General features: G+C 41.9%; 19 protein-coding genes and 1 tRNA gene. 12 read left to right on the forward strand and 8 right to left on the reverse strand.

Annotated features, from left to right (window positions below):
- Nucleotides 1-9 precede the first annotated feature (9 nt).
- From trmH to gmk, 4 genes are read right to left on the reverse strand one after another with little or no spacing between them, the layout of a single operon-like run.
- Entirely contained in the window at nucleotides 10-723 is a 714-nt protein-coding gene (gene trmH / locus AC4IFT_RS15550) for a tRNA (guanosine(18)-2'-O)-methyltransferase TrmH (protein WP_490735335.1), read from the reverse strand.
- Nucleotides 724-728: 5 nt separating this feature from the next.
- A complete protein-coding gene (spoT, locus tag AC4IFT_RS15555) occupies nucleotides 729-2,846 on the reverse strand; it encodes a bifunctional GTP diphosphokinase/guanosine-3',5'-bis pyrophosphate 3'-pyrophosphohydrolase (RefSeq protein ID WP_490735333.1) in 2,118 nt (705 codons plus the stop codon).
- 19 nt (nucleotides 2,847-2,865) lie between these two features.
- Nucleotides 2,866-3,141: a DNA-directed RNA polymerase subunit omega gene (gene rpoZ / locus AC4IFT_RS15560; RefSeq protein ID WP_006659598.1), complete on the reverse strand. Its 276-nt coding sequence runs from the start codon at nucleotides 3,139-3,141 to the stop codon at nucleotides 2,866-2,868.
- 57 nt (nucleotides 3,142-3,198) lie between these two features.
- Nucleotides 3,199-3,822: a guanylate kinase gene (gene gmk, locus AC4IFT_RS15565; RefSeq protein WP_353243976.1), complete on the reverse strand. Its 624-nt coding sequence runs from the start codon at nucleotides 3,820-3,822 to the stop codon at nucleotides 3,199-3,201.
- A 310-nt stretch (nucleotides 3,823-4,132) separates the two neighbouring features.
- Between gmk and ligB the strand changes: the two genes are divergently transcribed.
- A complete protein-coding gene (gene ligB / locus AC4IFT_RS15570) occupies nucleotides 4,133-5,839 on the forward strand; it encodes an NAD-dependent DNA ligase LigB (RefSeq protein WP_490751795.1) in 1,707 nt (568 codons plus the stop codon).
- Between the two features lie 23 nt (nucleotides 5,840-5,862).
- On the opposite strand, the gene AC4IFT_RS15575 is transcribed toward ligB, so the two are convergent.
- Entirely contained in the window at nucleotides 5,863-6,477 is a 615-nt protein-coding gene (locus tag AC4IFT_RS15575; RefSeq protein ID WP_206085224.1) for a trimeric intracellular cation channel family protein, read from the reverse strand.
- Between the two features lie 143 nt (nucleotides 6,478-6,620).
- Here AC4IFT_RS15575 and AC4IFT_RS15580 point away from each other — a divergent pair, with 143 nt between their 5' ends.
- Entirely contained in the window at nucleotides 6,621-7,928 is a 1,308-nt protein-coding gene (locus AC4IFT_RS15580) for a YidR family protein (protein ID WP_490751797.1), read from the forward strand.
- 292 nt (nucleotides 7,929-8,220) lie between these two features.
- On the opposite strand, the gene AC4IFT_RS15585 is transcribed toward AC4IFT_RS15580, so the two are convergent.
- Entirely contained in the window at nucleotides 8,221-8,541 is a 321-nt protein-coding gene (locus AC4IFT_RS15585) for a YceK/YidQ family lipoprotein (protein WP_490751799.1), read from the reverse strand.
- A 391-nt stretch (nucleotides 8,542-8,932) separates the two neighbouring features.
- Here AC4IFT_RS15585 and AC4IFT_RS15590 point away from each other — a divergent pair, with 391 nt between their 5' ends.
- The gene (locus AC4IFT_RS15590; protein WP_490735324.1) at nucleotides 8,933-10,591 is read left to right on the forward strand and encodes a putative transporter; all 1,659 of its coding nucleotides are present in this window, start codon (nucleotides 8,933-8,935) and stop codon (nucleotides 10,589-10,591) included.
- Between the two features lie 346 nt (nucleotides 10,592-10,937).
- On the opposite strand, the gene AC4IFT_RS15595 is transcribed toward AC4IFT_RS15590, so the two are convergent.
- Both AC4IFT_RS15595 and AC4IFT_RS15600 read right to left on the reverse strand, forming a co-directional pair.
- Nucleotides 10,938-12,194, reverse strand: coding sequence for a valine--pyruvate transaminase (locus AC4IFT_RS15595; protein ID WP_490751801.1), 1,257 nt, complete (start codon nucleotides 12,192-12,194; stop codon nucleotides 10,938-10,940).
- A gap of 205 nt (nucleotides 12,195-12,399) precedes the next feature.
- Complete coding sequence (locus AC4IFT_RS15600) at nucleotides 12,400-12,963, reverse strand: DNA-3-methyladenine glycosylase I (RefSeq protein ID WP_490751802.1); 564 nt, start codon at nucleotides 12,961-12,963, stop codon at nucleotides 12,400-12,402.
- 202 nt (nucleotides 12,964-13,165) lie between these two features.
- Here AC4IFT_RS15600 and glyQ point away from each other — a divergent pair, with 202 nt between their 5' ends.
- The 9 genes from glyQ to dppF all read left to right on the forward strand — a co-directional run bounded on the left by glyQ (nucleotide 13,166) and on the right by dppF (nucleotide 24,563).
- Nucleotides 13,166-14,074, forward strand: a complete 909-nt coding sequence (glyQ, locus tag AC4IFT_RS15605; protein WP_004262647.1) for a glycine--tRNA ligase subunit alpha — start codon at nucleotides 13,166-13,168, stop codon at nucleotides 14,072-14,074.
- 9 nt (nucleotides 14,075-14,083) lie between these two features.
- Nucleotides 14,084-16,153 (forward strand): glycine--tRNA ligase subunit beta, encoded by a 2,070-nt coding sequence (gene glyS / locus AC4IFT_RS15610; protein WP_490735317.1) that lies wholly within the window; start codon nucleotides 14,084-14,086, stop codon nucleotides 16,151-16,153.
- Nucleotides 16,154-16,374: 221 nt separating this feature from the next.
- Nucleotides 16,375-16,451, forward strand: a tRNA-Pro gene (locus AC4IFT_RS15615).
- 239 nt (nucleotides 16,452-16,690) lie between these two features.
- Nucleotides 16,691-18,256 carry a ShlB/FhaC/HecB family hemolysin secretion/activation protein gene (locus AC4IFT_RS15620; RefSeq protein WP_490751804.1) on the forward strand — a complete coding sequence of 522 codons (1,566 nt, stop codon included), beginning with the start codon at nucleotides 16,691-16,693 and terminating at the stop codon, nucleotides 18,254-18,256.
- A gap of 605 nt (nucleotides 18,257-18,861) precedes the next feature.
- On the forward strand, nucleotides 18,862-20,469 hold the full coding sequence (dppA, locus tag AC4IFT_RS15625; protein ID WP_219245412.1) for a dipeptide ABC transporter periplasmic-binding protein DppA: 1,608 nt from the start codon (nucleotides 18,862-18,864) through the stop codon (nucleotides 20,467-20,469).
- A gap of 167 nt (nucleotides 20,470-20,636) precedes the next feature.
- Nucleotides 20,637-21,656, forward strand: a complete 1,020-nt coding sequence (dppB, locus tag AC4IFT_RS15630; RefSeq protein ID WP_219245413.1) for a dipeptide ABC transporter permease DppB — start codon at nucleotides 20,637-20,639, stop codon at nucleotides 21,654-21,656.
- Between the two features lie 10 nt (nucleotides 21,657-21,666).
- Nucleotides 21,667-22,569 carry a dipeptide ABC transporter permease DppC gene (dppC, locus tag AC4IFT_RS15635; RefSeq protein WP_219245414.1) on the forward strand — a complete coding sequence of 301 codons (903 nt, stop codon included), beginning with the start codon at nucleotides 21,667-21,669 and terminating at the stop codon, nucleotides 22,567-22,569.
- Between the two features lie 12 nt (nucleotides 22,570-22,581).
- Complete coding sequence (dppD, locus tag AC4IFT_RS15640) at nucleotides 22,582-23,562, forward strand: dipeptide ABC transporter ATP-binding protein (protein WP_490751805.1); 981 nt, start codon at nucleotides 22,582-22,584, stop codon at nucleotides 23,560-23,562.
- Nucleotides 23,559-24,563, forward strand: a complete 1,005-nt coding sequence (gene dppF / locus AC4IFT_RS15645; protein WP_490751807.1) for a dipeptide ABC transporter ATP-binding subunit DppF — start codon at nucleotides 23,559-23,561, stop codon at nucleotides 24,561-24,563. The genes dppD and dppF overlap by 4 nt, the downstream gene beginning before the upstream one ends.
- Nucleotides 24,564-24,652 lie beyond the last annotated feature (89 nt).

Consider the following 24,652-nt stretch of genomic DNA (forward strand, 5'->3'; position numbering starts at 1 on the left):
TCCTTTTCCTTAACCAAATTGTTGTCTTTTCATTTTTTCAGTTAGTTGCATTTGTACCCACCAATCCTCAGTGGCTTCAATTTGCCCTTGTTCATTGATATGCGGGCGCGGTAAACCTTTGCGTTTAGCCACTTCGGCGAGCACGGGGTAACCCCCTTCAAACAGCCATTCTTGCTGTTCTTGTTCAGATAAAACGCTATGTTCGCGATCATACATTCCCGCTAACTGCCGTTGTCTTTGCGCTTCATAGAGTATTAAGGCAGAGGCGACGGAAACATTCAATGATTGAACCATGCCTGCCATGGGAATGATAATGTGCTTATCTGCCAGTGCGAGCGCTTTTTGTGAAATGCCTTTTTTCTCTTGCCCCATCATAATACACGTTGGGCGGGTGTAATCAATTTCACGAAAATCAACGGCATGTTCGGACAAGTTTGTCGCTAATACCTGCATGTTTTGCGATTTTATTTGTGAAATAGCCTCTTCAGTTGACTGATGAGAGATAACTTTTACCCAACTGTTACTGCCAGCGGCGGAAGAGACGGATAACTTGACGTGTTGATCTGGCCAAATAGCATGGATTTGGTGAATCCCTACAGCATCAGCACTGCGGACTATCGCAGAAACATTATGGGGTTTATGGATTTCTTCAAGGCAAATTGTGAGGTCTGGCTGCCGCATCGCCATCATTTGGCAAATGCGGCGATAGCGGCGTTCATTCATATTCGTTAGTTACGGTTTCGGCTTACGCGTAGAACATCTGGCATGATACGTATTTTGCGCATAACATTTGCCAGCTGAACACGGTTTTTAGTGGTAAGGCGGATAAAGGCGCAGTATACGCGGCCATCTTTTTCCTCAGTATTCATGCTCTGAATGCTTGAGTTTGCATCATTAATTGCAGCCGTAAGGTTTGCTAATGCACCTTGATGGTTAATCATATCTACCTTGATTTCAGCGATGAAATCGGCGTCTGTTTCGTTATCCCATTCAACGGCCATAAATTTATCAGGCTCTTTTTGGTAGCCACGGATATTACGGCAAGATTCATGGTGGATAACTAGCCCTTTACCGGGGCTAATATGCGCCACGATAGGGTCACCAGGAATTGGGCGACAACATTTTGCAAAAGTGATTAAGACGCCATCTGCACCTTTAATAGAAAGCTTATTGCGGCTCTCAACGACAACCTGATCTTCAGGTGTGCTTTGTGGGTTGTTTTGCAAGTTCCTTGCGACAACCACACTCATTGCATTGCCTAAGCCAATTTCGGCGAGTAGGTCATCAATCGAGTTGAGCTTCATACGCGCCAGTTCTGCATCAATATTACTTTGTGGAATATCGGTGAGTTTATTACCAGCTCCTAGGGCATGATTAAGCAGCCGGCGACCAAGGTTAATCGAGTCTTCGCGTTTTAAGTTCTTCAGTAATTGGCGAATTTTGGCGCGAGCTTTTGAGCTGACGACAAAATTAAGCCAAGCGGCATTTGGACGCGCACCCGGTGCAGTAATAATTTCAACAGTTTGGCCACTTGTTAATGATTGCGAAAGTGGATACGGTTGGCGGTCAACACGCGCACCAACACAGGCATGCCCAATATCGGTATGCACTGCATAAGCGAAATCAACAGGGGTTGCACCCGTTGGCAATTCAACAATACGACCTTCAGGAGTGAAAACGTAAATTTCATCAGGGAAGAGGTCTGATTTCACGCTTTCGATAAATTCGAATGAACTCCCCGCACTTTGCTGTAATTCAAGCAGGCTTTGCATCCAGCGCTGCGCCCTGACTTGGGCGGTCGTGCCTTGCTCACCTTGCTCTTTATAAGCCCAGTGAGCAGCAACCCCCATCTCTGCCATTTGGTCCATATCTTCTGTACGAATTTGGACTTCAACTGGCACGCCATGGGGCCCAATTAAGGAGGTATGTAGGGATTGATAGCCATTGGCTTTAGGAATGGCAATATAGTCTTTAATACGCCCCGGACGCGGTTTGTATAAGCTATGCATCTGGCCTAAAACACGGTAGCAAGTATCTACATCTTTGACGATGACCCTAAAAGCATAGATATCCATGATGGAATGGAAACGCTGCTCTTTTTGGTGCATCTTGCGGTAGATAGAATATAAGTGTTTTTCTCGACCACTAACACGACAAGGAACACCTGCTTCAGTAAGTCGACCGTCAATCTCAGAGAGAATTTTTTGGATCATCTCTTTGCGGTTACCACGAGCCGCTTTAACGACTTCTTTGATAACTCGGTAACGGTTAGGGTAAAGGGCTTCAAAACCAAGCTCTTCAAGCTCAGTTTTTATATGATGTATGCCCAGCCGATGTGCCAGCGGGCTATAAATCTCAAGGGTCTCACGAGCGATGCGACGACGCTTATCTGGCCTTAAGGAGCCTAAAGTGCGCATGTTGTGAGTGCGGTCTGCCAGTTTTATCAAAATGACGCGAATGTCTTTGACCATCGCCATAATCATTTTGCGGAAGTTTTCTGCTTGAGCTTCTTTTTTGTCGCGAAAGTTGAGCTTATCAAGTTTGGAAACACCTTCAACAAGACCTGCGACGGTTGTTCCAAATAATTCTTCTATGTCCTGAAATGTAGCTGGAGTATCTTCTATCACATCATGAAGTAGCGCCGCCATTAATGTTTCATGGTCCAGACGCATTTCAGCAAGAATACAAGCAACAGCAACAGGGTGAGTAATATAAGGCTCACCACTTGAACGGGTCTGTCCTTCATGGGCATCCCGTGCGACAACATAGGCTTGTTTTAGTAATTCAATTTGCTCTTTAGGGAGGTACTTTTGAATAACTAAATTAAGGCTTTCAAACAGATACAAGGCAGACCCACCTTAGTAATTAGCGACGACCTTCAGCAATAGCAGAAACTGCCTGCATTTCAGCCGCTTCTTGCTCTTGCTGTTCTTGGCGTTCACGCACATCCAAAATGTGACCGTTAATTAAACCTTCTTCTACTTCACGTAGCGCGATAACTGTGTGTTTATCGTTTTCTTCAGGAACTAAAGGATCTTTTCCACCGGTTTGTAACTGGCGAGCTCTGCGTGCTGCGACCAATACGAGGTCAAAGCGGTTACCAATTTTTTCTACTGCGTCTTGAACAGTTACGCGTGCCATAAGTGTGCTACTCCAAAAGAAATAAAAAAATGACCTGATATGATACTGAAACTATTCTCAGTCTGCTAGTAATTTGCTGATTAAAGCATCATGTCTCTGAACTTGGCGCCCTAATCTCAAGCGTTCAGTGCGGATAATGGATTGTAAATCGCCTAATGCAGTGTTGAAATCATCATTAACGATAAGGTAATCATACTCGTTGAAGTGCTCGATTTCACCTACTGCTTGTGACATTCGTTTTTCAATTACTTCATCACTATCTTGGCCTCGGCCGCGTAGTCTGCGATAAAGTTCGTCTTTTGATGGTGGGAGAATAAAAATACTGCGCGCTTCTGGCATTCTAGCCCTGATTTGTTGCGCTCCCTGCCAATCTATATCGAGAAAAACATCCACACCGCTTTTTAAAACGTCTTCAATGATAGGTTTAGACGTCCCATAGTAATTTCCAAAGACACAAGCGTGCTCTAAAAAGTCACCATTTTCGACCATTTGTAAGAAATCAGTCTCTGATACAAAGAAATAGTGCTCACCATGAACTTCACCAGGGCGTGCAGCTCGTGTTGTATGAGAAACAGAAACTTGCGTGTCATACAACGGTTGTGTTTTCAATAGAGCCTGAATGAGGCTTGATTTACCCGCACCACTAGGCGCAGAAACAATATATAACGTACCTTGTATCATGATGATTTCTTGAATAGTCGAGGGTTAAACATAAAAGATGGTGATAAACCCCACATAGTATACACATACTTCCATCAACATGCAGCGATATCAATAAAACATGAATAACAGAGAATAGAAATTTGATCTATGAGTAATTTGCGAGCCGCTTCCAGAAATTAATTGTTTATTCCTGCAAATCTTATTTGTCTTGCGAAGCTTTTCGCAAAAAAACACATTTTAGTGTGAGAGTTAAGAAGAATGCTTTCATGCTTCAAGATATAAAGCGTGGTGGGTATATGGAGTAGTTAGTTATTCACAAGGAATTGTTATGACATATTTTATGGATAAATTAGCATTGATTGTAAGCACCTGGATTATTGGTTTTTTATGGATTGGTGGTGCAGCCTTTGCTTCCAGTAATATTGAATTAGATAAGCGCTGCAAATTAGGTGGTAGGAGTAAAATTGAGCAAGAAAGCCATCGGCTAGGCGCTCAGCTACAGCAATGGAATCAGGTTTATCGGTTATCTGGAAATAGCCAAATAAGTGATGAAGCTTATGACCAATTACTTTATCAGTGGCAATCTTTACGTCGTTGCCTGAGACTCTCTGAAGAACTTCCCGACGTTGTGCTACCTAAAAAGGTACAGCTGACGAAGCATCCTATTCCCCATACAGGGTTGAAAAAACTCACAGAATCTAAGGTATATGAATGGGTCGACTCTCGTCGTGAAATTTGGTTACAGCCGAAAGTTGATGGTGTGGCAGTTACTCTTGTCTATCAAAATGGCAATCTCGTTTCCATGATCAGCCGTGGAAACGGCACCGAAGGCCTTGAGTGGCGCGGTAAAGCAGACTTTATTTCGGCTATACCAAAGCAAATTAATTTACAAAACGAGGTTATTTTACAAGGTGAGCTTTTTTGGCAACTGAGTGAACACATACAAGCAAAGGATGGGGGAGTAAACGCCCGTAATAAGATAGCAGGTTGGCTAATGCGCAAGAAAAGCCCCAAAAAAGTGGAACCCAATATCGGAATCTTTATTTGGGCATGGCCAGGTGGTGAATCAGAACCTAAAAAGCAATTTGAGTATCTAGCTCAGCTAGGATTTCCCTTAGTAAAAAAACATAGCCACAAAATTGAAAATAAAGGCCAAGTAAAGCAATGGCGTGAGCACTATTATCAACGTAACCTGCCTTTTGCTACGGATGGCATCGTACTAAAAAGTTATCCATTTCCAGATGTGTTTGCATGGCAACCAAATCAAAATAGCTGGGCTGTGGCATGGAAATACCCATTGCGTCGGGTAGTTTCAGAGGTCAAGCATTTGCAATTTAAAGTTGGCCGCACAGGGAGAGTGAGCGTGGTTGCAACAATTAACCCAATCAATCTTGAGGGGAAAAATATATCCAAAGTGAGTGTTGGGTCATTAGCATCATGGGAAAAGAAAGATGTAATTGAGGGGGATAAAGTCACTGTTTCTCTTTCAGGTTTAGGAACACCAAAAATAGAAGATGTCATTTGGCGACTTGAAACACGGGTCTATCCGGATCTTTCTACCTTTGGTAGTTTCAACTCGCTCACTTGTCTCACCTATACAGAACACTGCCTACAACAATTTGTGGCTCGTTTAACTTGGCTAGGCAAAAGCTTAAAAATCAAAGGAGTCAGTGAGGCTACATGGCGAGATTGGGTCGAAAATTATCAGCTAACAGAGTTAACGACTTGGTTACGGCAGGATTGGCAAAACGCATTACCGAAAAATAAAAAAAATGCTTCTTCAATCAAACAATTTCAATCAGTTAAATTTCAATTAACACCTTTATGGTTAAAAGGTTTAGGTATCCCTTTGCCAAAAACAAAAATTGAACAAATCATGAGGTTAGAGGGGCTTCATGATAGCGTTGAAATTGAGCGGTTGAGCTTAACTCGAAAGCAAAAGGAAAAGTTAGAAAAATGGTTAGCTACGCCAGAGATTCAACTTGCGTTGCAGGATATACAGAAATTAAAAGAAAATGAGTCATTAATTGAATAATTAATGACTCAATAAGATGAAAGCTAATCTTGGTTTTCGTAGTTGAATATCGGCAATCCGAGGCGGTAGCGAATTGCAATTAATCGTGCACTTAATCCGACTACAAGGGTAATGATAACGACGATGTCTTGTGGAAGTGGAGTTTGCAATAGGCCAATATAAATCCATGCGGCAGCAAAAGAGACTCCAGCATAGACTTCTTTTTGGAAAACCAAAGGGATGGTATTACACAGCATGTCCCTAAGGACTCCACCAAATACACCGGTAATAACGGCAGCAATTGCGGCAATAATAGGGCTATAATTCATATCAAGTGCAATTTGAGCACCAAGAATAGAGAAAACGATTAACCCAATGGCATCCAAAATAAGAAACAAGCGGCGCAAGTGTTTCATCATGGGAGCTATCCAGATTGTAACAACAGCGGCGCCAGCAACAGTTAGGATATATTCAGGGTGCGCAACCCAACCTAATGGATAGTGCCCAAGTAAGATATCTCGTACAGAGCCACCGCCTATCGCGGTTGCAGAGGCAATAATAATGACACCGAAGACATCCATTTTACGTCTACCAGCGGCAAGCGCGCCGGTCATGGCTTCAGCGGTGATACCAATAATATAAAGCACACTTAATAACATAATGGTTTTATTCAATATTAAAGTTATTGCTAAAGGGTAATATTACTTTTGAAATTTCTCGACTGAGATTTTCTAGTACCATGTAAAGTAGATTAGTTAAAGTAATCCGATAGCTATATTAAATGATGTGAAAGGATAACAGATTGAATAGTAAATTGCCTTATAAAGAAACACGTTTAACGAACGATAAGCGCAGCCACCAACTTACTAATATTAATGTGTGGACACCTGATAGTCAGTGGGTAGCTTATGATGTTCGACCAAATGGCAGTTCATTTACTGGCTTATCGATAGAAAAAATTCATGTAAATACATTGCAAGAGGTTGAAATCTACCGAGCTAACCATGGTGCGCATGTTGGTGTTGTTACAGTGAGTTCACAGCAACCTCCTCAATATGCATTTATACATGGCCCAGAATATCCCGATGAGCAATGGCATTATGATTTTCACCATCGTCGTGGCGTATACGTTCATGATGATCAAATGAATGTGGCCAGTCCTATTGATGCGATGTGTATTTCACCTCCCTACATTGCTGGTGCTCTTAGAGGGGGAACTCATGTTCATGTATATAGCCCTGATGGTAAATGGTTAAGTTTTACTTATAACGACCATGTGATGCATGAATTAGATGTGAAGCTGGATCAGCGGAATGTTGCTATTGCTGTACCTGCGGGGGCTGTTAATATTGAGCCGAAAAAGCATAACCGAGAATATAATGGTGACTACTTTTGTTGTGTTGTAACTCAGACAACAGTAGAGCCAAAACCTGATAGTGATGAAATTAGCCGTGCGTATGAGGAAGGTTGGGTTGGGCAACGAGGTTACCAAAAGCAAGGTGGCCAGTGGCAAGAAAGGGCACTTGTTTTTATTGGGGATACACATACTCAAAATGGTGAGGTAATCCCTGAAATTTTTATTGTGGATTTACCTTCACAGCCTCAACTTTGCATGGTTGCAGGGGAGAAACCACTTCAGGGAACAGAATTGACTCTACCCGCTCCACCAAAAGGTGTATACCAAAAGCGGCTTACTTATACACATCAACGTAAATATCCAGGTTTAGCCAAACAACCGAGGCATTGGTTACGTACATCGCCAGATGGTAAATCAATCGCCTGCTTGATGCATGATGATTTTGGCAATGTGCAGTTATGGTTAGTCGATATATTAACGGGAAAATTAAATCAGCTTACTCATGGTGATTCTTCGATACAATCTGCGTTTAATTGGGATAGCCAAGGTGAGCATATTTGTTTCATTTACGATAATAGTGTGACCATTTGCCATATTGCGACAAAAACATTAATTAGATTAACTGAGCGTACTGAGCAAGCTCCTAGCGCTGATGCGGTTGTATTCTCACCGAATGATAAGCTTATTGCATTTATGCGGGATGTTGATGGGTTCAGGCAACTTTATACCGTGGAAACGGGTCTACATTATTAGCGTTTTATTAGTAAATCACTATAATGATGAATAAAAGAGAAGTAGTAAGCTCTTTTATTCATAAAAGACTTTATTTTATTCTGAATGATATGCTAACGATTTTAGGTTTTAACAATATAATGTTTAAAATTAGATATTCAACATGGGGATTTTAGTTAAGTTATGGCGGCATATTACTTATTCTGAGAAATAACAATAAAAACGGGCATAGTTAATAAATAGAAACTCGCTCAGTCATTATTTATTCCCTTTTAAATGAGAGAATAAGAAAAAATTTTAGCCTAAATGAATACTATTCTTTCTTTTCTGTTTTTTCTTTTTTATCAATCTCTTCTAAACGTTTTTTAGGCGAATCTTCTTTTCCATCATTGCCTGATCTTGCATAGTCTAAAGGGATTAAAAACGTATCCATTACAACTGAAAATGGGAGGTCAATTGCAAGAAGTGGCCTAACTACCCAGCCTGTTTCATCATCTTTAATCATCTTGATGCTATTTTTAGAACCTGGATAATAACCATCTGAAGGGCCTGCATGAGTCATAATACTAGAACAACCGCTTAAAAATAACGGTGTGATAAGAGCAATTATTTGTGCGGTATTTAAACTCGGCATACGGTGGTTAACCTATATTTTGCTAATTATTACTAACTTTCATTCATCATATCGAAAAACAAAAAATTCACAATCTCAGTGTTGCATTATTATTTAATTAAATGACATATATTCTTTTAATGAATATTTAATTATATCTTATTGAGGAAGATTGTTTCTTTTTTGTATTTATTCTTATGAGTTGTGAAGGACTTAAAAAAATAAAGAATAATTATTTTGATATTTGTTATCAATCTGAAAATTCAAAGACATAGAGATTTTAATTCGTTCTAAAGTGTGCTCTATGACACATCTTACTCTTTTGCTATTTGGCATAATCGATTCAGTAGTATGTTTTATCGCCGATTTAGGCTTGGTTTATGGGTAACTTGTCGTCAAAAGGATGCGGTCTATGAGTGAATTAGCTCTTACTGTAAGTTTGTTGGCGTTGGCTGCCGCTCTAGGGTTATGGATAGGAAACTGGAAAATCCGTAATGTTGGATTGGGGATCGGTGGTGTTCTTTTTGGGGGGATCATTGTTGGGCACTTTGCTCAACGTTATGGGTTACAGCTCAATAAGGATATGCTGCATTTTATTCAAGAATTTGGCTTAATTTTGTTCGTTTATACTATTGGTATTCAAGTTGGCCCCGGTTTTTTCTCCTCTCTTCGTGTTTCTGGACTGAAACTTAACGGTTTCGCGTTAATGATAGTGGCTTTAGGTGCGATAGTGACTGCCATTATTTATAAAGTTGCCAATATTCCACTCCCTATTATTCTTGGTATTTTTTCAGGTGCAGTTACAAACACCCCATCATTAGGGGCAGGTCAGCAAATTCTGACCGATTTAGGCTCGGACCCAAACCTTGTTGGTCAAATGGGGATGGGATACGCAATGGCTTATCCAATGGGAATTTGCGGAATATTACTGGTGATGTGGTTAGTACGGATCATCTTCAGAATTTCAGTAGATAAAGAAGATTCTGCCTTTAATAGTACCAATTTCCAACAGCGCGATGCACTGCAAACCATGAATATTGCGATCCGTAATGCCAACCTTGATGGCTTGATGATGCAAGATATTCCATTACTTGGTAGTGAAGCGATTGTGTGCTCAAGGCTAAAGCGTGGAGACATGTTGGTTGTTCCTCAGCCAACGACGGAAATTCATTTAGGTGATTTGCTCCACGTTGTTGGGCAAAAAGACGACTTAAATAAAGTGCGCTTGATATTAGGGGAGGAGGTTGATGCTTCTTTATCTACATCAAGTTCCATTTTACATTCTGTTCGCGTAGTGATTACGAATGATGCGGTATTGAGTAAAAGGCTTAAGGACCTAAACTTAAAACAAAAATATGATGTTGTTGTCACTCGGTTAAACCGAACAGGGATTGATTTAGTTGCGAATAATAATTCAGTGCTGCAATTTGGTGATATTTTAAATATTGTTGGGCGGCCTGAATCTATTGAGGCTGTCACTGCGTTACTAGGAAATGCCAAACAAAAATTACAGCAAGTGCAAATGCTACCCGTCTTTTTAGGTATTGGGCTTGGTGTGGTTCTTGGGTCGATTCCTGTTTTTGTCCCCGGTTTTCCTGCTGCATTAAAATTGGGGCTAGCTGGGGGGCCGCTGGTTGTTGCTCTTATTTTAGGGCGGATTGGTACGATTGGTCGCCTGTATTGGTTTATGCCACCAAGTGCTAACCTTGCATTAAGAGAGCTTGGTATTGTGATGTTCCTTGCGGTTGTTGGGCTCAACTCTGGCGGTGATTTTATTGAAACACTGATAAAAGGTGATGGATTAACGTGGATTGGTTACGGTCTACTGATTACGTTCGTTCCCTTATTTATTACCGGTATCGTGGCAAGAGTATTTGGTAAAATGAATTATTTGAGTCTATGCGGTGTATTAGCAGGCTCAATGACAGACCCTCCTGCACTTGCATTCGCCAATAATATTCACCCAACGAGTGGTGCTCCTGCATTGTCCTATGCAACCGTATACCCATTAGCGATGTTTTTACGGATTATTTCACCACAATTGCTCGCGATCCTATTTTGGACTATTTAAGTCTTACGATAATTTCGCTCTCTAATTTTTCTGGAGGGCGTTTTATTTTTATATTTCAACATTAAAAATATTTAATATTTCAATTGGATAGAGAGGTATCGGTAGGTTAAGGGCTAATATAGCAAAATAAGGTATCGGAACATATAGCGGCTAAAAGTGCTTTTGTTCAAGCTATAACCAAACAAAAAAGATGTTCTAATAGATTTGAATGATATTCGTATTGAAAAAATTATTTGATTTCAATTACGGAGTTCTCGCTAATTTTTCGCCCTTTCTATTTGAAAGGGCTTTTTTTTACTTAAAATTCGCGAGTCAAAGGTAATCTATACGTTGTTCTTCTACAAAACTAACAAGTTACTTCTTGATATGCCTTTTCTAACTCTTCCGCTAATATTTTGATCCCTTGCTCAATGACTTCGGGCTCAGGGACATAATTCATTCGCATACATTGGTGTGCATGTGGCCAATCTTGTTCAATGCCTGGGAAGAAATAGTGGCCAGGAACCATCAAAACACCACGTTTTTTCAAACGTTGGTATAGCTCTAAGCTATTAATTGGTAAGTCTTTAAACCACAGCCATAAGAAAATAGCGCCTTCCGGTTTGTGAATAAGACATTTATCTTCGGGTATGTAACGGCGAATGATCTCGATAGCTTCTTCAACGCGTTGTTTGTAGAAAGGACCAATAACATTCTTAGAAAGTGAGATTAGATCATCCCTTTTCAGCATTTCGAGCGCTAATGCAGGACCAACCCCGCCAGGGGCAAGGCTAATAATGCCGTTCATATTACTGACAGCTTCAATGATTTCTTCATTGGCGATAATGATACCGCAACGTGTACCAGGTAAACCAAGTTTAGATAGACTCATGCAAAGAACGACATTTTCATTCCAAAATGGCGTTGCTTCACTAAAGATAATACCTGGGAAAGGAACGCCATACGCATTATCTATCAGTAGCGGGATGTTATGTTGCTTAGCTAATTGATCTAAGTGCTCAACTTCTTCATCCGTAATCACATTCCCTGTCGGGTTAGTTGGGCGAGAAACACAAATAACACCAATATCGTCAGTGACTTCTAATGTATTAAAGTCAACGCGATATTTAAATTGGCCATTAGGCAAATGTTCGATTTGCGGTTTATTCGCAACAAACAGGTCATCATCAAGACCTGAATCCGCATAGCCGACATATTCAGGGGCAAGAGGAAAGAGAACTTTACGAGTGATACCATCTTCAAAGCGACCGGCTAGCAGGTTAAATAGGTAGAAAAAAGCACTTTGGCTGCCATTGGTTAGCGAAATGTTTTTCGCACTGATATTCCAGCCTAGTTTTGCTTTTAGCGTTGCCGCAAGCGCTTTCAACATGGCATCTTTGCCTTGAGGACCATCATAGTTACATAAGGTGTCCGTCAATTGACCGTTTGCACACATTTCAGTTAATAATTCTTGGAAGTATTTATCCATCTCAGGAATATGAGCTGGATTACCACCACCAAGCATGATCGAGCCAGGGGTTCTGATGCCCTCATTCAGGTCTTTCATTAATAATGAAATACCCGAGTTTTGAGCGAACTTATTACCAAATTTAGAAAATATCATTGCATTTATTCACATATGTCTATTAGGTTGTTAATGGAATTTAAAACATACTCTGCCCTATCCTAGAGTTCAACCGCTTATTTTTATTTATTTTTAATTTAAAATATTGCAAATAAATAAATAAACAGACATATAGTTTTTGATGTTAATGTTTTGATAGTTTATTTTTCTTTCCCAACTGCATGATCCATCTATAAATTCTGAATCATTTAAATTGGTAACAACTAATTAAGTGGTCATTTATCATGCCAGTGGCTTGCATGAAGGCATAACAGGTGATTGAGCCAACAAATTTAAATCCCCGTTTTTTGAGTGCGTTGGAGAGTTTTTTGGAAAGTTCTGTTTCTGCGGGGACTTGGGACGAACTTTCCCAGCGGTTGATTATTGGCTGCCCGTCGACAAATTCCCATAGAAAAGTTGAGAAGTCTTCTCCATTTTTTTGCATTGCTAAATAAGCGTTTGCATTTGCAATTATCGCATTGATCTTTAAGCGGTTACGAATAATTCGTGAGTCTTGCATTAGTCGCTCAACATCGTCTTCACCCATCAATGCGATACGTTGAGGATCAAATTGGTAGAATAGCTCCCGATAGTTTTGGCGTTTTTTTAAAATTGTGTACCAAGATAACCCTGCTTGCTGCCCTTCTAAACAGATCATTTCAAATAAATGCTGGTTATCATGATTCGGTTTGCCCCATTCATTGTCATGGTAGGCAATATATTCAGGATCTTGATTGACCCAATGACAACGTGTCGGTGATGTATCCATTTTTCATCCTTTTTCCAATCACAATTAACTTGCCGCAAAAAACACAATATTTATACTGTATATATAACCAGTTTAAAAGGGATGAAAGGATATTTTTTTATTTTTAGAATAAATACAGACATATTCAATGCTGTATATCTGTCGGTCAAAGGGTATACTGGCGTACTTTCATTAAATTTAACGTATCGCGTGCGGATCTAACATGCAAAAGTTTGATACCAAAACCTTCCAAGGTCTTATCCTGACATTACAGGATTATTGGGCGCGTCAAGGCTGTACCATTGTTCAACCACTGGACATGGAAGTCGGCGCAGGAACCTCCCATCCAATGACGTGTTTGCGTGCATTAGGCCCTGAGCCTATTGCTGCGGCTTATGTTCAACCTTCTCGTAGGCCAACTGATGGTCGCTATGGTGAGAACCCAAACCGTCTGCAACACTATTATCAGTTTCAGGTGATCATCAAACCATCACCAGACAACATCCAAGAACTGTACCTCGGCTCGTTGAAAGAGTTAGGGGTAGACCCAACTGTCCATGATATCCGCTTTGTTGAAGATAACTGGGAAAACCCAACACTCGGTGCTTGGGGACTGGGTTGGGAAGTGTGGTTAAACGGGATGGAAGTCACTCAGTTTACCTACTTCCAACAAGTTGGTGGGCTTGAATGTAAACCTGTAACGGGTGAAATCACTTATGGTTTAGAACGTTTGGCAATGTACATCCAAGGTGTCGACAGTGTGTACGATCTTGTGTGGTGTGATGGCCCGTTAGGCAAAACCACTTACGGTGATATTTATCACCAAAATGAAGTTGAGCAGTCTACCTATAACTTCGAATATGCAAATGTTGATTTTCTCTTCAAATGCTTCGAAGAATATGAGAAAGAAGCACAACATTTGTTAGCATTGGAAACTCCTCTTCCATTGCCTGCTTATGAACGCATCTTAAAAGCCGCTCATACTTTCAACTTACTGGATGCGCGTAAAGCCATTTCTGTTACTGAACGCCAACGCTATATTTTACGAATTCGTACCCTCACTAAAGGGGTTGCTGAAGCGTATTATGCTTCACGTGAAGCGCTTGGATTCCCTATGTGTCATAAGAACTAAGAGGCTGTCATGACTCAACAGACTTTCCTTGTGGAAATCGGCACCGAAGAGTTACCGCCGAAGGCTCTTCGTTCATTAGCTGAATCATTCGCTGCAAACTTTACTGCAGAGCTTGATGGAGCTGACATTGCTCACGGCGCAGTAACTTGGTTTGCTGCTCCGCGTCGTTTGGCGCTTAAAGTTGCTGATTTAGCAGCATCGCAACCTGACCGCGAAGTTGAAAAACGCGGCCCTGCTATTGCTCAAGCATTTGGTGCTGACGGCCAGCCGACTAAAGCGGCTGAGGGCTGGGCCCGTGGTTGTGGCATTACCGTTGATCAAGCAGAGCGTTTGACGACAGATAAAGGTGAGTGGTTACTGTATCGTGCGCAAATGAAAGGCCAAGCTGTCAGTGAATTGCTGGTCGATATGGTCAGTCGTTCATTAGCAAAACTACCTATTCCAAAATTGATGCGCTGGGCAGATAAAGACACGCAATTTGTGCGTCCTGTTCATACTGTCACATTGCTACTAGGCAGCGATGTTATTGACGGTGAGATTTTAGGCATCAAGAGTGATCGTACTATTCGCGGTCACCGCTTTATGGGCGAACCTGAGTTTACGATTGATAATGCTGAGCAATATCCGGCTATTTTACGCGAACGCGGTAAAGTCATGGCGGATTACGAAGAGCGTAAAGCGGTTATCAAAGCTGGCGCAGAAAAAGCGGCGCAAGCGTTGGGTGGTAAAGCAGACTTAACCGAAAGCTTATTAGAAGAAGTTGCTTCATTGGTTGAATGGCCAGTGGTATTAACGGCTAAATTTGAAGAGAAATTCTTAGAAGTTCCTTCAGAGGCGCTGGTTTATACTATGAAAGGTGACCAAAAATATTTCCCTGTTTATGATAACGCCGGCAATTTGATGCCGAATTTCATTTTCGTGGCGAATATTGAATCTTCTGACCCACAACAGATTATTTCGGGTAACGAAAAAGTCGTTCGCCCTCGTTTAGCGGATGCGGAGTTTTTCTTTAAAACCGACCGTAAGCAACGTTTAGAAGATAATTTACCACGCCTAGAAACAGTCTTGTTCCAAAAGCAATTAGGGACATTGCGTGATAAAACGGATCGTTTAGAAGCGTTAGCGGGTTGGATTGCAAGTAAAATTGGTGCAGATGTTAACCATGCAACTCGTGCAGGGCTATTAGCGAAATGTGACCTAATGACCAATATGGTCTTTGAGTTTACAGATACACAAGGTGTCATGGGGATGCATTATGCACGCCACGACGGTGAATCAGAAGATGTCGCATTAGCACTTAAAGAACAGTACCAACCGCGTTTTGCGGGTGATGAGCTGCCTTCCACTGACGTTTCAGCAGCGTTAGCACTCGCTGAGAAAATGGATACCTTAGCTGGCATATTTGGTATTGGTCAGCACCCGAAAGGGGATAAAGACCCATTCGCTCTGCGTCGTGCGGCATTAGGTGTTCTACGTATTATTGTAGAAAAAGGTTACCAGCTTGATTTAGTTGAAATGACTGAAGAAGCTGCACGTTTATACGGTGATAAACTAACCAACAAAGATGTTGTGAATGACGTGGTTGAATTTATGCTGGGTCGCTTCCGTTCTTGGTACCAAGAATTGGGTTACAGCATCGATACAATCCAAGCAGTGTTAGCTCGTCGCCCAACGCAGCCTGCGGACTTTGATGCGCGAGTGAAAGCGGTAACTCATTTCCGTACATTGGAAGAAGCTCAGGCACTTGCAGCAGCAAATAAACGTGTTTCAAACATTCTGAGTAAATCAGATGAAAAACTCTCTGATACTGTTTTAGCATCTGTACTTAAAACACCAGAAGAAGTGAAACTGGCAACGCACGTTGTTGTCCTGCAAGATAAGCTGGCGCCAATGTTTGCAGAAAGAAACTACCAAGAAGCACTTGCTGAGCTAGCTTCTTTGCGTGATGTTGTCGATGAATTCTTTGAAAATGTCATGGTAATGGATGAAGACCAAGCGGTTCGAGTAAACCGTTTAACGCTTTTAAGCCAATTACGTGAGCTATTTTTAAAAGTGGCAGATATTTCTTTGCTGCAATAAGGCTAAATTGCACGTTTAATACTCAATTAAATGTCTTTTTATAAAAAGTTAATCTGTTTGATAAATAAGCGCTAAATTGTATTTAGCGCTTATTTTTTTAGTGAGTTTTGTAAAAAGGCTAAGAAACCTTACCTTTTTGATGGTTTTATCAGCAAACGAACTGAATTCGATAAAAATGGGTTGACGATCCCCATTCTTGGCAGTATTATTCACACCGTTTTCGGCGAGTAGCGCAGCTTGGTAGCGCAACTGGTTTGGGACCAGTGGGTCGGAGGTTCGAATCCTCTCTCGCCGACCAAATTCCAAAACCCACCTCATTGAGGTGGGTTTTCTCGTTTTAGTCCCCCTCAAATTAAAACTTTTCGACCGTTATTTTCAGACTAACTTTGGTTGCAACCTATTGCTGTATTTGGTGTTATACCCATCTACGGTTTGAGTTTTTCTCATGAATTACGTATTGGCAGCAGTAAAGCTTATTTATTAGCTCAAGTTGTTTACGGTGCGAATAAAGGTACTTTTCATGACAAGGACTCGTTAATGAAAACCAAACGTGTTAACCCCTCTATTTTTCTTATCGTTTATTTAGCGGCATTGATAGCTGTGATGCCGAAGAGTTTTGCGATGGTAAATCAGCAAAACACGGATATCAATCAGCTCACCCCTCAGCTCTGTATTGTTATTAATGCATTGGATTTAAGGGGCATAGAGCGGCTGCCCAAGATTAAATCTAAACAAATAAAAACATGGCGTGGAATGATTGAAGGCCAATGTATGACTCAGCCTGAGTTACTTACCTATGCTGATTATATAAATACAGAACTCATTCAAGCTGGTTATTTGACATCTTATTTATCTTATCCCGCACAAGCATTATTTTTGGGTCGTTTGCAGGCAGAAGTCATTACAGGGACAATTTCGAATATTCACTACCAGGGAGTGACCAATATTCTTCCTTTCGAAATTGGTGATGTTTTCAATTTACGACATATTGAACAGGGTTTGTACAATCTACAAAATGCAGCTTGGGTTCCTTATCATATTGATTTAGTGTCTGATAGTTTGGATCCTCAGGCGACTGAAATTGTTGTTGTTGGCGGGGTTACACGCGACCAAAGAGGCGTGCTGTCAATTGAGTCTCGTCCTTTTGATGAACAACCTAAGGCTATCATCTCCCATGATGCTATTTTTGCTAATCCATTACAGATAAATGACCTACTTTATTTAAATGTAAATCATTCTTTAGGTTCTTCGAAAAGAAATAAACGACAAGCCATCGCGCTTGGTTATTCGGCGCCATACCGCTATTGGTTGCTTTCTATTTATAGCCATTATCAAAATTACCAAACAAAGATACCAATTAATGGTATCGCACTGGATATGCAGCAACGTCTGCGAGCATTATTACTCACCTCTCAATATATTCTTAATCGCACTGAAAATAGCGTTACTTCATTCAGTATTAGCTCGCAAATTCAAACCCTTGATACTTTTTTAGCTGGGCAACGGTTGATGACGCAAAGGCGGTTAGCGAGTTATCTGTCTGGTGAGTTTGTTTACCAGCAGGTTTTTTCACAAGGTCAAGTGACAGCATCTTTGGGATATAAGCAAGGGAATAGTTGGTTTGGTGCCAATGCAGTTCAAATCACGGGGCTAGAACGCCCTCAGATTTACCAGTTATCATTTTCATCAGCTTGGGGAAGTACCCCAATTTATTATCAGAATAGTGTCGATATCCAATTGAGCCGTTCTAAACTCGATTCTCTGTTAGAGCGAGACACTTTTATTGGAAACGGTGGTATACAGGGCTTTTCAAGCTCCGATAATATTGAGATGGGAGACAATAGCTTAAAGCTGCACAATGAGGTTAGTTGGGACATGCCATGGAAATTCATTCAGTTATACAGTTCGATTGGGATGGGAGTAACGGGAAATAATAGAGCAACATTTTGGCGAAAAAATGCCGTATTGGGCTGCAAGGCTGGCGTGAGGGGTACTATAAAAGCAATTAATTATCATGCTTTCATTGAGGTGCCTATTTGGCAGGCCAATCAGGTTGTTGCGAATAACCTTCATTCAGGTTTCCAAGCCAGTATAAGTTATTAATCAATAGCTTCGCAGTAGTATGAGAGAGCGTGTTGAGCGTCTTAGCCAATTGTAGCTTTTAACAACAATATTATAGAATTTTATGCATACAGCCTAATTGATTAAAAAGAACGGATAAAAATTATTTTATTCTTTAAGTTATCAGTTGGTTAAAATTATGTTTAGTGTGAGCAGGCGAATGTTTTTAATATGGATAAAAAATAAACTAAATAATAACATGCTAAAATAATTTCAATCCTCATTTCCTTTAGTGTTTTATTTCAGCAGCCGTTGGATAAAACGCTATATTCGTTCAGTAATTCAGCACTTAATCACAAATATAAAAATAAATAATCTAAGCATAAAACACTAATCAACACTAACAATATGGTTATAACGCCTACTAATTGCTCTGCTCATTGATATTTTAGCCTAAGTTAGCATGCTAATTGTTTCTAATATGTTACGAGATTTGTATGTTCTACGTCAATGTGACTATTGACGAAGTGGGTGACAGTTGATTAATTGCTCAATGAATAACAAAAAATACAGATACTACTTCTGTCATTTTAATGACGGGGTTAGTCATCGAGCAAAAACAACATGAACACCACAGGAGCATACAGATGCGCTCTATTAAAAAAACAGGTCTACTTTCCGTAGGATTAACGCTCGCAGCATTAGCGGTGTCGGCATCAGTACAAGCTAAAACATTAGTATACTGTTCAGAAGGTTCGCCAGAAGGCTTTAACCCTCAATTATTTACGTCGGGCACAACATACGATGCAAGCTCAATTCCACTGTATAACCGTTTAGTCGAGTTTAAATTAGGCACAACTGAGATTGAGCCAGGCTTAGCTGAAAGCTGGGAAGTGAGTGATGACGGTAAAGTGTATACCTTCCACCTGCGCAAAGGCGTGAAATGGCACTCAAACAAAGAATTTAAACCAACCCGCGACCTTAATGCGGATGACGTAATTTACACTTTCATGCGTCAAAAAGATGCAAACCACCCATACCATAAAGTGTCTGGCGGTAGCTATGAATACTTCATGGGGATGGACATGGATAAAATTATCGACAAAGTTGAGAAAGTCGATGATAACACTGTGAAAATTACACTGACTCGCCCAGAATCACCATTCTTAGCGGATATGGCAATGGACTTCGCTTCCATCCTGTCTGCGGAATATGCTGACCAAATGTTGAAAGCGGGTACACCAGAAAAAGTTGACTTAAACCCTATCGGTACAGGTCCTTTTGTTCTGCAACAGTACCAAAAAGACTCCCGTATTCTGTACAAAGCTAATGACCAATATTGGGGAACTAAGCCAAAACTTGAGCGTTTAGTGTTCTCAATCACGCCTGATGCGTCTGTGCGTTATGCGAAGCTGCAAAAAAATGAATGCCAAGTCATGCCGTATCCAAACCCAGCTGACTTAGAGCGCATGAAACAAGATAAAGACATTACCTTGTTAGAGCAGCCGGGTCTGAACGTGGGTTATCTCTCTTATAACGTAGAGAAAAAACCACTGGATAACCAAAAAGTTCGCCAAGCACTGTCAATGGCCGTGAACAAAGATGCAATCATCGAAGCGGTTTACCAAGGCGCAGGCCAAAAAGCGAAAAACCTGATCCCACCAACCATGTGGGGCTACAACGATGCAGTGAAGGATTACGAATATAATCCTGAAAAAGCCAAAGCATTGTTAGCAGAAGCAGGCTTCCCGAATGGTTTTGAAATTGACCTGTGGGCGATGCCAGTTCAACGCCCATATAACCCAAATGCACGTCGCATGGCAGAAATGATCCAAGCAGACTGGTCAAAAATTGGTGTGAAATCAAAAGTTGTTAGCTATGAGTGGGGTGAATACCTCAAGCGTGCTAAAGACGGTGAGCCACAAACGGTCATGATGGGTTGGACGGGTGATAATGGGGACCCAGACAACTTCTTTGCCACATTATTTAGCTGCGCTGCGAAAAAACAAGGCTCTAACTACTCCAAATGGTGTAACGAAAGCTTTGAAAACCTGATCCAGCCTGCTCGTATGACGGCAGATCATAACAAACGTGTTGAACTGTACAAACAAGCACAAGTCGTCATGCATGATCAAGCGCCAGCGCTGATCATTGCTCACTCAACCGTGTTTGAACCAGTGCGTAAAGAAGTGAAAGGCTATGTGGTTGATCCACTAGGTAAACACCACTTCGAAAACGTCGACATCGAGAAGTAATCGCATCTAATCTGTCTATGCCCTTCGTTGCTGGTTTGGAACGAAGGGCGTTTTCTTCTTTAAAGAAGCAGAGAAGTTCAGTTGTTTGTGAGCACCCGGAAAAGAAATTTTCTGAGTAGCCAAACGGACTAAGAGCCGTCAACGGCATTATTAAAGAGATTCAGGATATGCTGCAATTTATCCTCCGACGATTGGGGCTTGTGATCCCCACGTTTATCGGTATTACATTACTCACATTTGCTTTTGTTCACATGATCCCAGGCGATCCTGTCATGATCATGGCGGGCGAAAGAGGGTTATCCCCTGAGAGACACGCCTATTTAATGGCTGAATTAGGGCTCGATCAGCCACTTTGGAAACAATATCTACATTATATCAATGGCATATTTCATGGCGATTTAGGGATTTCCCTGAAAAGTCGTATTGGTGTTTGGGAAGAATTTGTCCCACGCTTTTTAGCGACCGTTGAATTAGCCACCTGCGCCATGATTTTTGCGATTTCGGTGGGGATCCCTGTCGGGGTTTTAGCCGCAGTTAAGCGTGGGTCGATTTTTGATCACACCGCCATTGGCCTTTCCTTAACGGGTTACTCAATGCCAATCTTCTGGTGGGGGATCATGCTCATCATGTTAGTGTCGGTACAGCTTGACCTAACGCCTGTTGCAGGGCGGGTGAGTGACACGGTATTCCTTGATGATTCTCAGCCACTCACGGGTTTTATGCTTATTGATACCCTAATTTGGGGTGAGAGCGGCGATTTTATCGATGCGTTAGAACACCTTATCTTGCCATCCATTGTACTGGGGACGATCCCATTAGCGGTGATTGTGCGAATGACGCGTTCGTCAATGCTGGAAGTATTAGGTGAAGACTACATTCGTACTGCGAGAGCAAAAGGTTTAGGTCGTGCGCGCGTTATCTTGATTCACGCACTGCGTAACGCCTTGTTACCGGTTGTCACGGTCATTGGCTTACAGGTTGGGGTTATGTTAGCGGGTGCAATTTTGACCGAAACTATATTCTCATGGCCAGGTCTGGGACGTTGGTTAATCGAAGGGCTGCAACGCCGTGATTACCCTGTGGTTCAAGGTGGTGTGTTGCTTGTCGCCACATTGATTATCTTCGTTAACTTAGTGGTCGACGTGCTGTACGGCATTGTAAACCCAAGAATTCGTCATAAGAAATAAGGAGCGCTAAATGTCTCAATCTACTGAGCCAACCGTTGTCAGCGCCCCGCAGCCGATGACGCCGTTACAAGAATTTTGGCACTATTTTAAACGCAACAAAGGGGCCGTTGCTGGGATGTTTTATATCGTCCTGATGGTGCTAATCGCAATTTTTGCAGGAGTTCTTGCTCCTCACGCCCCAGATGAACAATTCCGCGACTTTTTACTTGCGCCACCAGTTTGGCAAGAGGGCGGAACGTGGCAATTTATTTTAGGCACCGATGACGTTGGGCGTGATTTATTATCCCGCTTGATGTATGGCGCACGTTTATCCCTGTTAGTAGGCTGTCTTGTGGTCGTGCTTTCGCTGATCATGGGGGTAACAATTGGTGTAATTGCAGGTTATTTCGGTGGTGTCGTTGATGCGCTGATCATGCGTGTTGTCGATATCATGTTGGCGTTGCCAAGCCTGCTATTAGCCTTAGTGCTGGTGGCCATTTTTGGCCCATCCATTGTGAATGCATCTATTGCACTGACATTCGTGGCATTGCCTCACTATATCCGTTTGACGCGAGCGGCGGTGTTGGTTGAAGTGAACCGCGATTACGTGACGGCTTCGCGTGTTGCGGGTGCAGGGGCTATTCGCCAGATGTTTGTCAATATTTTACCTAACTGCTTAGCGCCTCTGATTGTTCAGGCATCGTTAGGGTTTTCGAATGCTATTTTAGATATGGCTGCTTTGGGTTTCCTCGGCATGGGGGCTCAGCCTCCAACGCCAGAGTGGGGAACAATGCTGTCTGATGTGTTGCAGTTTGCACAGAGCGCATGGTGGGTTGTGACGTTCCCGGGATTAGCAATTTTATTAACTGTATTAGCGTTTAACCTGATGGGCGATGGTTTACGTGATGCATTTGATCCAAAACTCAAGCAGTGATGAGGTAATCTAATGGCACTGTTAAATGTAGAACAACTTTCGGTACATTTCGGCGACGAAAAAGCACCGTTTCGCGCTGTTGACCGTATCAGCTATAGCGTTGAAAAAGGCCAAGTCGTCGGTATCGTCGGTGAATCAGGTTCAGGAAAATCGGTGAGTTCCTTAGCCATTATGGGGTTAATTGACTATCCCGGAAAAGTGATGGCGGACTCATTAAAGTTCGATGGTCGCGATTTATTGTCTATCCCTGAAAAAGAGCGTCGGCAAATTGTTGGTGCCGATGTTGCGATGATTTTCCAAGACCCGATGACCAGTTTGAACCCGTGCTTTACGGTGGGTTATCAAATTATGGAAGCGCTTAAGGTCCACCAAGGTGGCAACAAAGGCACCCGTAAGCAGCGTGCGATTGACCTACTTGATATGGTGGGCATTCCTGATCCCGAGTCGCGTTTGGATGTATACCCGCACCAGCTATCAGGTGGGATGAGCCAACGGGTAATGATTGCGATGGCGATTGCATGCCGCCCTAAATTGTTGATTGCGGATGAGCCGACAACTGCGCTGGATGTGACTATTCAGGCTCAAATTATTGAATTATTGTTGGAATTACAGCAACAAGAAAATATGGCTCTCGTACTTATCACTCATGACCTCGCGTTAGTTGCGGAAGCGGCTCACCACATTATCGTGATGTATGCAGGGCAAGTGGTTGAATCAGCAAAAGCGAGTGATATTTTTAAACACCCTCGTCACCCTTATACGCAAGCGCTATTACGTGCGCTCCCTGAATTTGCGATGAATAAATCACGTTTAGCTTCACTCCCCGGCGTGGTTCCCGGCAAATATGACAGGCCAACAGGTTGCTTGCTCAATCCCCGTTGCCCGTACGCTACAGAGAAATGCCGCCAAGAAGAGCCAATGTTACAGACCGTTGGTGATCGCCAAGTTAAATGCCATATGCCGCTGGATGATATGGGGAGGCCAACACTATGAGTGACAAACATGCAGCGCCACTGCTAAAAGCCGTGGACTTGAAAAAGTACTATTCCGTTAAAAAAGGTGTGTTTGGTGCAGAAAAAACACTAAAAGCACTGGATGGTGTTTCATTTGAACTTGAAAGGGGCAAAACATTAGCCGTTGTGGGTGAGTCGGGTTGTGGTAAATCCACATTAGGTCGTTTGCTAACGATGATTGAGCAACCTTCAGATGGCGAGTTGTATTACCAAGATCAAAACTTGTTAGTTAAAAATAAAGTGGCTGAAAAGCTACGCCGCCAAAAAATTCAAATTGTTTTCCAAAACCCGTATGGGTCTTTGAATCCACGTAAAAAAGTGGGGCAAATTTTGGAAGAGCCATTAGTGATTAATACATCGCTTTCGAAAGAAGAGCGGAAAGAAAAAGTATTATCGATGATGGCTAAAGTCGGTTTGAAAACAGAGCATTATAGCCGTTATCCACATATGTTTTCCGGTGGCCAGCGCCAACGTATTGCAATCGCACGTGGCTTGATGCTTGACCCTGATATTGTGGTGGCTGATGAACCTGTCTCTGCACTGGATGTTTCTGTGCGTGCGCAAGTATTAAACCTAATGATGGACTTGCAACAGGATTTAGGTTTGTCTTATGTGTTTATTTCCCATGACTTATCGGTGGTAGAGCACATTGCGGATGAGGTCATGGTGATGTATTTGGGGCGTTGTGTTGAAAAAGGGACGAAAGAGCAGATTTTTAACAATCCTCTGCATCCTTATACACAAGCATTGCTTTCAGCAACGCCGAGGCTGAATCCAGATTCACGCCGTGAACGGATTAAATTAACGGGGGAATTACCAAGCCCGTTGAACCCGCCACCAGGCTGTGCTTTTGCTGCACGCTGCCGCCGTGCATTTGGCCAATGTACGCAATTTCAGCCTACGCTGAAAGAGTATGACCAACAGCTTGTCGCATGTTTTGCGGTCGATGAAGACGAAAAACAAACAGTTGTTGTAAGTTAACCTTTTGAATGGCAGAAAGTCTCTCTTTCTGCCATTTTATTTGTGGAGTTAGTGTTTAATTCTCTTCAGACTATCGCTTATCCTAAATA

It is taken from the genome of Providencia sp. UF-183, assembly GCF_058246155.1.